The following is a 9,831-nucleotide window of genomic DNA, read 5'->3' on the forward strand; positions in this document are numbered from 1 at the left end:
GGCGCGTCAGTAGAACGTGTCAGCGCAGTCATACACGACGCCGTGCTCCGGGCAGACGTACTTGCAGTGCCGATGGTACATCGCACGGTCACAGAGCGGGCAGGGCCGACCACCGGGCTGCTCGTCCATGATTCCGTAGAACACCTCCGCTCGCTTGTGTCTTCCGGAGTTTCGGAACGGATTCTGGACGAAATTGGAACAATCCCTTTTGCGGGGTAGGCCCTCATTCTAGCTATGACTGACGACCTCCTCGACTCCCCCGGCGGTCGGCTGCTGGTCAGCGTCGCCGCGGGCGTCGCGGGCCTGGCCGGGTCCTACGCAGTGACCGGCTACGCGCCCACGTTCATCGCCTCGCCTGTCGAGCGGGCGCTCGCGCGGTCGATGCCCGGTATCGTCGTCTCGACCGCCATCTCGACGCTCGGCAGCCTCGGCCAGCAACTCAATCTCCTGCTCGCAATCAGCCTCGCGGGGCTGTTCATCGCGCTGGCGGCCAGGGCGGCAATCCTCACCGGCCAACTGGCGAACAACCGCGCCGTCCCGGCCGTCGGAACGGCCGTCGTGACCTGGGCCGTCACCGTCGTTCTCACCGGCGAGGTCGTCCTCGCCGCCGGTCCGGCGGTTCCCGCCGCTGCCGTCGTCGGGCTCGCACAGGCCCTCGACGGACTCGGTGGCCCGATGACCCCCATCTCCTCGAAACGGCGGCGGGCGCTCTCGACGGTCGGCGTGGCCGTCGGTGCGGCGACGGTCGGCTACGCGGCCGGCAACCGCCGGACGGCCGCCGCGACGGGCGAGAACGCGCTCCCGCTGGACGCACCTGGCGCGGACCTCGATGATGTCGAGGAAAAACTCGCCGTCGCAGCGGATTACTCCCTTGATTTCGACGACATCGACCCACTGGTCAGCGAGGAGTTCTACGAGGTCGACATCAACTCTATCGACCCGGAGCTCTCGGCCGCGGACTGGTCGCTCTCGATTACCGGCGCCGTCGACGAGGAAGTCACGCTCACCTACGCGGACATCCTGGAGACGGACGCCGAGAACCGGTTCGTCACGCTCCGCTGTGTCGGCGAGCGCCTCAACGGCTACAAGACAGACACCGCGCTGTGGACCGGCATCCCCGTCGACAGCCTCCTCGAGGAAGCCGGCGTCCAGAGCGGCTGTGAGTGTGTCATGCTCCGGGCCGCGGACGACTACTACGAGGAGTTCCCCATCGACGCGCTGCGGGGCGGGATGCTCGCCTACGGCATGAACGGGAAGGTTCTCCCGCGGGGCCACGGCTACCCCGTCCGGGCGCTGGTCCCTGGTCACTGGGGCGAGGTCAACGTCAAGTGGCTCTCTGAGATCGAAGTGCTGGACGAGGAGGCCGACGGCTACTGGGAGAAGCGCGGCTGGCAGGGGACCGGCCCCGTGAACCCGGTCGCCAAGCTCCACCACGAATCGATGCTTCCCGACGGCCGCCGGCGCATCGGCGGCCACGCGTACGCCGGCCTGCGCGGCGTCCAGCGCGTCGAAGTCTCCACCGACGGCGGCGAGACGTGGGCGGATGCGGACCTCTCCGAGCAGCTGCCGGCAGTCAGCGGCGACGGCCCCGCCGAGGATGCGTGGCGACAGTGGGAGTACACCTACGACCCGCCGTCGGGCGGCCACACTGCCGTCGTCCGGATGGTCGACCAGCGCGGCGAGGTGCAACCGGAGACGGAGGCGGACGCCTATCCCAGCGGTCCCTCTGGCTGGGTGTCCAAGCAGTACTCGTAGCGACGCGCTACTGTTCGACCCGCGCCCTGAGCGACTCGTAGCCGCCCCTGTAACTGAGGTGATATGCCACCGGCAGTGTCACCACCAGCAGGAGTGCCAGGGTGAGCAGTTGTGTGTACGGGTCGGGGGGCGCGAGGAGGGCCGCGAGCGGCACGCCGATGCCGACCGCCGCTACGACTGTCACTGCGAACTGTATCATTGGCGAACTGCCCATACCGCCGAAACGCAGAGCCGGAATAAGTGGGTTCCCGTGATGATCTTGCTGCGGGCACGGGTGAAGCGAGCGGCACATATCGCTCCGGTCACAAGCCCGGACATGGACGAGACGATTGCGGGCGAGGTCATCCACGTCGTCCCGCCGGCCGAGCACGAGGATTACGACTTCGAGCCCGAGATGGCGTCACTCGCCGAGTCGCGCTACGTCATCGTCTGTCGCAAGGGCGGGAAGCCGTCGTGGCTCGAACGGATTGGGGCCTTTCTCCGCCGCCAGCCTATCGAGCCGGTGACGCTCGTCGCGGACTCGGCGGCCGAGGAGGGCGCCGAAATCACGGCGACTGTCGAGGAAACGACGATTGCCGGCGTGTACGACGTCACGGAATTCCGGTAGCTGGCGCCTGACGGAACGCGAAAACAGAACAGAAACGGCGTCAATCGCGTCGAAAGTCGACTCCGCGTGTCACACGCGGGCGTTCAGCACTCGGACCAGCCACAGGACTCGCAGGTCTTGCAGCCCTCCGAGTAGTACAGCGACAGCGAGCCACAGTCCGGACACTCCGGGCTCTCGCCGGCGTCGATGATGTCCTGCTGGTCGCCGCCCGTGTCGGACGCGGCGGCCGCGCCGCCGTCGGTCTGTGTCTGGGTGTTGGCCCCGGCCTCTCGTTCGGTGTCCTCCTCAGCCTTCCCGGCGGTCTCCTCCAGCGTGGTCTGGTCGGGGTAGGCCTTGTCGACGTCGCCGTCGAGGTAGCGCCGCAGGGCCGTGCCGATGGCGTCCGGGATGGACTGGATCTGCTCGCCCTTGTCCCAGGCGACCTTCGGCGACCGGATGCCCTGCAGTTCGTCGGCGATCTCTCCGGGGTCGACACCCGAGCGCAGCGCCGTCGAGATGGTCTTGGCCAGCGCCTCGGTGAAGGAGGCCGTGAAGCCGCCGGAGTTACCGATGTTGGCGAACAGCTCGAACGGGCGGTCGGCCTCGGGGTCCTCGTTGATGTTGACGTAGAGCTTCCCGTAGCCGGTGTCGATGCGCTGGGTCACGCCGTGGAGCACGTCCGGTCGGGACTGCTTCTCGGCGTACTCGGCGTCCCCGTCGGCGACTCCCAGCACCTGCTCGATGGAGTCGTCGATGGCAGCCTGGACGGACTCGTCCTCGAGGAAGCCCTCGATGCCGCCGAAGACCTCCTCTATCTGGGCGACGATCTCGTCGGCGTCCATGTCCGAGAACTCCGTGTTCTGGGCGCGCGTCGTCAGCACCTGCTTGCTGCGGGTGCCGTCGCGGTAGTAGGTGACGCCCTTGCCGCCGTGGTCGTAGATGTACTCGAAGACTTCGGCGGCGTCCTCGGTCGTGGAATCGTTGGGCGCGTTGACCGTCTTCGAGATGGCGGAGTCGACGCCCTCCTGGCAAGCGACCTGGATGCCGGCGTGTTGCTTGGCCGAGAGGTCGCCCGTGGTGACGAATAGTTCGCCGATGGCGTCGGGCACGGTCGTCAGCCCGTCGACGCCGCCGAACTCGTTGGTGGCCATCTGCTCCTGGGCCTCCTGTTTGACGGCTTCGACGTCGATGTCGTTGTCCTCCAGCGCGCGGAGGAAGTAGTCGTCGAACTCCACGAGCATCTCGTCGCCCTGCACGTCGTCGGAGACGTTCTTGTAGTAGGCGACGTTGTAGATCGGCTCACACCCGCCCGTCGTGTTGCCGATCATCGACGTGGTGCCGGTGGGCGCGATGGTCGTCGTGTTGTGGTTCCGGATGGGGTAGCCCTCGGCCCAGTCCTCGGCGTCCTCGCCGGTCTGCTTCTCGAACCACTCGGGGTACGCCGTCGGGTTGGCGTACTTGGAGTTCTCCCACTCGGTGAAGACGCCGCGCTCCTCGGCGAGCTCGTGGCTCGCGGCCTTCGACCCGTGGTTGATGTGGCGCATCGTCTGGCGGGCGATCTCGTTGGCCTCTTCGGTACCGTAGGCGACGCCGAGCTGGATGTACAGCTGGGCCAGGCCCATGATACCGAGGCCGATCTTGCGCATCTCCCGGACCTTCTGTTCGATCTTCTCGACCGGGAAGTCCGACATCGTGACGACGTTTTCGAGGAAGCGGGTTCCGAGTTCGATGCGTCGGTCGAACTCCGCCCAGTCGATTGCCTCTTCGAGGAACGCGTCGATAGCGGCTTCCGTCGAGTCGTACTCGTCGGCGTGGACCTCCGACCAGACGCGCCAGTCCGGCGCGTCCGTGGCGGCCAGCGTCGAGAGGTTGATGTGCCCGAGGTTGCAGGCCTCGTACTCCTCGAGGGGCTGTTCGCCACACGGGTTCGTGGCGAGAATCTCGTGGTCGGGGTGTTCCTCCACGTCGAAGGAGTGCTGCTTGTTCACCCGTTCGAGGTAGATGACGCCGGGTTCGCCGTTCTCGTGGGCGCCCTCGACGATGTCGTCCCAGAGTTCCTCGGCCGGAATCGAGAGCTCCTCGCCGACCTCGACGTGTTCGCCGAGGCCGAACATGTCGTACAGTTCCTTCGTCTCCTCGGTGACGATGTGGGGCTCCTCGGTGCGGGGGTTCGTGAACGTGAACTCCTCACCGGCTTTCAGCGCCTCCATGAAGTCGTCGGTGACGCCGACGGAGATGTTGAAATTCGAGAGGTGGCCCTCGACGGCGTTCCGGAGGTGCTTGGGCACCTTTCCGTCGTCGTCGATGAGTTCGCGGGCTTCCTCCAGTGCCTCGGCGAAGGAGTTGTGCGTGAAGTCGTCCGGGTCGTTCAGGCGAAGCGTCTCGGCCAGCGAGACGTCCTTGTTCTTGGCGTGGATGAACTGGATGACGTCCGGATGGGAGACGCGCATGACGCCCATCTGGGCCCCGCGGCGGGCGCCACCCTGGGCGATGGTCTCGCACATCTGGTCGTAGGTCCGCATGAACGTGATGGGGCCGGAGGCGATGCCGCCGGTCGAGCCGACGGGGTCGCCGTACGGGCGGAGCTTCCAGAACGCATAGCCCATGCCACCGCCGGACTGGAAGACCTGTGCGGCCTCCTTGGCGGTCTGGTGGATGTCGTCGATGTCGTCCCCGGGCGAGTCGACGAAACAGGCCGACAGCTGCTGGAGCTCGTCGCCGGCGTTCATCAGCGTCGGCGAGTTCGGCATGAAGGAGAGCTGTTCCATCTGCTCCTGGAAGGCGTCGGCGGTCGATTCGACGTGGTCGCGGACGTTTTCCGGCAGGTCCGGCACGACCGTCTCGTAGGCGAACTTGTTGACGTTGTAGACAGAGAGTTCGGTCTCGACGTCGTCGTCGACCGACGTGCCTTTGCCGAACACCTCGTCTGCGAGCTCGTCGCGGCGCGGGTGGTCGGGCTTCAGCTGGTCGGGCGAGACGTGTACTTCGAGGTCCTGCTTGCCGGCCTCGAACACGGCCTCGGCGAGGGCGATGTTCTTCGCGACGCGGTCGAAGAGGTCTTCGGGCTCCTCGATGAGGTCCCCGTTGGCGTCCTTCCGGAGGTATCGAGCCGGGAGGATGTTGTGGTAGGCGTTGCCTGTGAGTCGCTCTTCGATCGTGTCACCGTCGGTACGTTTGATCGGGAGCGTTATCTCGTCGGCGGAAAGGTCGCTGTTACTCATCGCCCGCTCCTCCTCCCGACAGCGGCCGTCTGTCGGTCGATACCCCTCGTCGTAGCTACCCGTGATCCTGTCATTTCTGGCGGCGAATACGTATTCATCGATAGCGTTTAATCCTTCTTGTCTGCGGTTCGGCGGCGGCCGTAGCGGTCTCCAGGCTCGCAGCTACGGTGCTCGACGAACTATGCTGGCGACGCGTGAAACGATAGTCGCGTACAACGAGTTACACGGGCTTTATTCTCCTTAATACTGTCTAGACCGAGGTGAAAGTGAAAACCCGACCCCGTGAACCACCAGACGCCAGCGAGATATCCAGTGGAAACGAGCGGGGGTTTTCGGGCAGCGATAAACGCTCACTAACAGGACGTAGGGAGGGAATACGGCTGTGTCAGACGTACCGCTGTACTGCGGTTTTGGCAGAACTGGCCTGTCAGCCCGTGCGGTGGCGATATCGGGGGCCAGCAGCCCGGTCGGTCCTGTGCCATCCGGGACGATATCCGCTATCGAGTTCGGTCGCCGGACCGTATGAGAGGCGGGACGCTTACAGGTCTGTGGACCGAAGGCATGTGCGTGCAGTACGACGGGCTCACCAAGGGAATCGCAGTGGTGTTCGGAGGCCTGACAGTCGTCCTGACAGCGGTGGGTCTCGTGATCAATCCCGCGGTGCTCTTCCTGGCGCTCATGTTCGGCGTGTCGACGTACTTCATGTACTACCACCTCAGCGGGAAGATGGCCGCGAGCCTCTACGAGCGGGTGGAACGGCAGGCGGCACAGAACACCGGCACCGGCCGTCGTGGTGGGTTCGGGGCCGGTCCGCGGGAGGAGTGGGAGCCGCCGCGAGACGGCCGTCGAGCGCGCCGCTCGCGGGCGACCCAGGGCGGCAAACGCCGCAGTCAGGGGCGACAGCGCCGTCAGACGGCGGGCGGCCGGCAGCGCCGTCAGCGAGTCCAGTCGTCGGGGCCGAGTCCGGCGGAGGCCTACAGGCGGCTGGGCCTCGACCCGGACGCCGACCAGAGTACCATCAAGCGCGCCTACCGGGAGAAGGTCAAAGAGGTCCATCCCGACACTGACAGCGGGAGCGAGACGGAGTTCAAGCAGGTGCAGGCGGCCTACGAGACGCTGACCGACGACTGACCGTAATCCACATATCCGACGCTCCGAACCCGGACGTATGGACAGCGACACGCCGCCCCTTATCGTCGACATCGACGGGACGCTGACCGACGAGAGCCGGGCGCTTGACCCCCGCGTCATGCCGGTCCTCCGCGAGTGGCCGGCACGCGTCGTCATCGCGACCGGCAAGGCGATGCCGTACCCGATTGCGCTCTGTGAGTTCCTCGGTATCGAGCGGACGGTCGTCGCCGAAAACGGCGGCGTGGTGTTCGTCGAAGCCACTGACGAACTCAGGCTGGAAGGCGACCACGAGGCGGCGCTCGCGGTCGGTGACGCCTATCGCGACCTGGGTCACGACATCGGCTTCGGACAGGTCGACCTGGCAAACCGGTGGCGCGAGACTGAGCTCGTCGTGTCGCTTGACCAGCCCCTCGAACCGCTGGAGGAACTGGCCGCGGTCCACGGGCTCGTCGTCCTCGACACCGGCTTCGCCTACCACGTGACGGACCCGGTCGTCGACAAGGGGACCGGCCTCGAAGCGGTGTGTTCCGAACTGGACCTCGCTCCGGAAACGTTCCTCGCGGTCGGCGACTCGGTGAACGACGCCCAGATGTTCGATTTGGCCGGCGAGGCCGTGGCCGTCGCCAACGCCGACGAGTCGGCCCTCGAACGGGCCGACCGGGTGACCGACGCAACCTACGGCGACGGGTTCCTCGAAGCGGTCGCACTGTATCAGGACTGACGGGGTCCGTCGGCCGGCAGGCGGATTGTCGTCTGCGCTCTCGCTCACCGATAGGCGAACAGGTGACGCCGTCGCCAGCGCCGGTCACACGGGGCGGCGTCACGCAACCGCGAACCCCGCGTGGCTGCTCAGTCCACGACCGGCCCTGGCCGCGTCCTCGCGTATAAATATCCGTCCGGGACCTACTGTGAGAGACACACTCAGCCACCGGAGTCAGGACCGTTCTGAAGCCGTAAATCCGGGGAAGGCTTATATCTGCCCCACGGTAACGAGGGGATATGAGCCCCGACCGGGCTGTCCTCCGGCGCGCGCTCGACCGCGGCGAGCGGGAGGGCGGCAGCGTCGAGTTCAAAGAACGGCTCAGCGAAGATCTCCACCTGTCCGAGGGGCGGCTCGAATCCCTCGCAGCGCAACTCCGACACCGCGTTCTCTCCGGGGACGGGGAGGCGACGTACGTCGTCGGCGTCACCGACGACGGCGGTCTCGCCGGCATCTCGCCAACGGAGTTCTCCGAGTCGATGGACGTACTCAGCCTGCTGGCAGAGGAGGCCGGCGCACACATCGAGGAAGTCAAAACGTGGGGCGTCGACGGCGTCTCGGAAGACGGGCCGGCGGCCACTGACGGCATCGTGGGCGTCGCGACGGTCTCGGAGGGGTCGGTCCTCGCCGACGACGACCACATCGTCGTGGGCACCGCCGGCCACGTCGACCACGGCAAATCCACGCTCGTTGGGTCGCTGGTCACCGGTGACGCCGACGACGGCGAAGGCGGGACACGCGGCTTTCTGGACGTGCAGCCACACGAAGTCGAGCGGGGGCTGTCTGCGGACCTCTCCTACGGCGTCTACGGCTTCGACGAGGACGGCGCGCCGATCCGCATGGACAACCCCCATCGGAAGGACGACCGAGCGCGGGTCGTCGAGGCCTCCGACCGGCTCGTCTCCTTCGTCGACACTGTCGGCCACGAGCCGTGGCTCCGCACGACAATTCGCGGCCTCGTCGGCCAGAAGCTCGACTACGGCCTCCTGACCGTCGCGGCCGACGACGGGGTGACCGAGACGACGCGGGAGCACCTCGGCATCCTGCTGGCGACTGACCTCCCGACTATTGTCGCCATCACGAAACGCGACCTCGTCGACGAGGAGCGGGTCGCCGAGGTCGAACGCGACGTCGAGGGGGCACTGCGGGAAGTCGACAAGACGCCGCTCCGGGTCGAGCGCCACGGCGTCGACACGGCTATCGACGAGATCTCCGAAACTGTCGTGCCGGTAATCACCACCAGCGCCGTCACGAAGGAGGGGCTGGACGACCTCGACGAGATGTTCGAGGCGTTGCCCAAGACCGCAGGCGAGGTCGGGGACTTCCGGATGTACGTCGACCGGACGTACAACGTCCAGGGGGTCGGCGCGGTCGCCTCCGGCACCATCAAGTCCGGCGAGGTCGAGGCCGGCGACGAACTGCTGCTCGGGCCGATGCAGGACGGGAGCTTCCGAGAGGTCGAGGTCCGGTCCATCGAGATGCACTACCACCGGGTCGACGAGGCCAAGGCCGGCCGTATCGTCGGGATTGCGCTGAAAGGCGTCCGCGAGGCGGACATCGAACGCGGGATGGTCCTGCTGCCGAGCGACGCGGACCCGTCGCCGGTCCAGGAGTTCGAGGCCGAGGTGATGGTGTTGAACCACCCGACCCGCATCGGCGACGGCTACGAACCCGTTGTCCACCTTGAGACCATCAGCGAGGCTGCGGCCTTCTATCCGGAAGGCGGGCAGTTACTCCCGGGCGACGCCGGCAAGACCCGAGTCCGGTTCAAGTTCCGCTCCTACCTCGTCGAGGAAGGCCAGAAGTTCGTCTTCCGCGAGGGGAGTTCGAAGGGTGTCGGGACCGTCACCGACGTCGACCCGGCGTAACGCCAAATCGTTTTACCGGTCATTGCTGTCTCCAGCCGGCCGTCTGTAGCCGTCAGCCGTTTTCTCGGCGAGTCCGAACAGCACGGCCCACTCCAGCAGGCGCGTCGTCCGCTCCCGCCAGACGGCCTCCCAGTCGGTGTGCCGTTCGCGTTCCCAGCGCGGTATCTCGTCCCGGAGTGCATCGAACACAGCGTCGGTGTCTACCGGTTCCAAACCGAGTGCGGCGAGGAGCACGTCGACGCCGAAGACCGATCCCTCGAACGCCGTTGCGAGTGCGTCCCGGTCGAGGTCCTCTCTCGTCCGGTAGTAGCCCCGGTCGCTTTCGGCGACCAGGCCAAGCGCCTGCAGGAAGACCAGGTACTTCTGAGCTGTCTCGCGGTCGGACACGTCGGTCGCCGTCTGTATCGCCCGGCAACAGTCGGCCTCGCTGTCGGGGACAAGCGGAATCGCCGCTCTGGCAGCCTCTAAAAACGAGCGTGAGCGGACCGGCGGCGCGACCTTGTAGCGCAT

9 protein-coding genes are annotated in these 9,831 nt (G+C 66.5%); 5 read left to right on the top strand and 4 right to left on the bottom strand.

Features of this window, described 5'->3' with window-relative positions; all coding sequences use genetic code 11:
• Positions 1-6: 6 nt before the first annotated feature.
• On the bottom strand, positions 7-129 hold the full coding sequence (locus tag KZ498_RS16155; RefSeq protein ID WP_312620104.1) for an HVO_2523 family zinc finger protein: 123 nt from the start codon (positions 127-129) through the stop codon (positions 7-9).
• 105 nt (positions 130-234) lie between these two features.
• Here KZ498_RS16155 and KZ498_RS16160 point away from each other — a divergent pair, with 105 nt between their 5' ends.
• Positions 235-1,755 (top strand): sulfite oxidase, encoded by a 1,521-nt coding sequence (locus KZ498_RS16160; RefSeq protein WP_312620105.1) that lies wholly within the window; start codon positions 235-237, stop codon positions 1,753-1,755.
• A gap of 7 nt (positions 1,756-1,762) precedes the next feature.
• On the opposite strand, the gene KZ498_RS16165 is transcribed toward KZ498_RS16160, so the two are convergent.
• Positions 1,763-1,969, bottom strand: a complete 207-nt coding sequence (locus KZ498_RS16165) for a hypothetical protein (RefSeq protein ID WP_312620106.1) — start codon at positions 1,967-1,969, stop codon at positions 1,763-1,765.
• Between the two features lie 102 nt (positions 1,970-2,071).
• Between KZ498_RS16165 and KZ498_RS16170 the strand changes: the two genes are divergently transcribed.
• Positions 2,072-2,362 (top strand): hypothetical protein, encoded by a 291-nt coding sequence (locus tag KZ498_RS16170; protein ID WP_312620108.1) that lies wholly within the window; start codon positions 2,072-2,074, stop codon positions 2,360-2,362.
• A gap of 83 nt (positions 2,363-2,445) precedes the next feature.
• Here the strand turns inward: KZ498_RS16170 and KZ498_RS16175 are convergent, their stop codons facing one another.
• A complete protein-coding gene (locus KZ498_RS16175; protein ID WP_312620109.1) occupies positions 2,446-5,562 on the bottom strand; it encodes an adenosylcobalamin-dependent ribonucleoside-diphosphate reductase in 3,117 nt (1,038 codons plus the stop codon).
• A gap of 567 nt (positions 5,563-6,129) precedes the next feature.
• Between KZ498_RS16175 and KZ498_RS16180 the strand changes: the two genes are divergently transcribed.
• The 3 genes from KZ498_RS16180 to KZ498_RS16190 all read left to right on the top strand — a co-directional run bounded on the left by KZ498_RS16180 (position 6,130) and on the right by KZ498_RS16190 (position 9,321).
• Positions 6,130-6,693, top strand: coding sequence for a J domain-containing protein (locus tag KZ498_RS16180; protein WP_312620110.1), 564 nt, complete (start codon positions 6,130-6,132; stop codon positions 6,691-6,693).
• Between the two features lie 37 nt (positions 6,694-6,730).
• Complete coding sequence (locus KZ498_RS16185; protein ID WP_312620112.1) at positions 6,731-7,414, top strand: phosphoglycolate phosphatase; 684 nt, start codon at positions 6,731-6,733, stop codon at positions 7,412-7,414.
• Positions 7,415-7,692: 278 nt separating this feature from the next.
• A complete protein-coding gene (locus tag KZ498_RS16190) occupies positions 7,693-9,321 on the top strand; it encodes a GTP-binding protein (RefSeq protein WP_312620113.1) in 1,629 nt (542 codons plus the stop codon).
• A gap of 12 nt (positions 9,322-9,333) precedes the next feature.
• Here the strand turns inward: KZ498_RS16190 and KZ498_RS16195 are convergent, their stop codons facing one another.
• Positions 9,334-9,831 carry a hypothetical protein gene (locus tag KZ498_RS16195; RefSeq protein ID WP_312620114.1) on the bottom strand — a complete coding sequence of 166 codons (498 nt, stop codon included), beginning with the start codon at positions 9,829-9,831 and terminating at the stop codon, positions 9,334-9,336.

Origin of the sequence: Haloarcula sp. 1CSR25-25 (genome assembly GCF_032027985.1) — an archaeon.
GTDB lineage: Archaea > Halobacteriota > Halobacteria > Halobacteriales > Haloarculaceae > Haloarcula.

Bases quoted from the DNA above. Each gene is read 5' to 3' on its own strand.
- KZ498_RS16155 (WP_312620104.1), bottom strand. From the start codon at position 129: ATGGACGAGCAGCCCGGTGGTCGGCCCTGCCCGCTCTGTGACCGTGCG.
- KZ498_RS16160 (WP_312620105.1), top strand. From the start codon at position 235: ATGACTGACGACCTCCTCGACTCCCCCGGCGGTCGGCTGCTGGTCAGC.
- KZ498_RS16165 (WP_312620106.1), bottom strand. From the start codon at position 1,969: ATGGGCAGTTCGCCAATGATACAGTTCGCAGTGACAGTCGTAGCGGCG.
- KZ498_RS16170 (WP_312620108.1), top strand. From the start codon at position 2,072: ATGGACGAGACGATTGCGGGCGAGGTCATCCACGTCGTCCCGCCGGCC.
- KZ498_RS16175 (WP_312620109.1), bottom strand. From the start codon at position 5,562: ATGAGTAACAGCGACCTTTCCGCCGACGAGATAACGCTCCCGATCAAA.
- KZ498_RS16185 (WP_312620112.1), top strand. From the start codon at position 6,731: ATGGACAGCGACACGCCGCCCCTTATCGTCGACATCGACGGGACGCTG.
- KZ498_RS16190 (WP_312620113.1), top strand. From the start codon at position 7,693: ATGAGCCCCGACCGGGCTGTCCTCCGGCGCGCGCTCGACCGCGGCGAG.
- KZ498_RS16195 (WP_312620114.1), bottom strand. From the start codon at position 9,831: ATGCGCTACAAGGTCGCGCCGCCGGTCCGCTCACGCTCGTTTTTAGAG.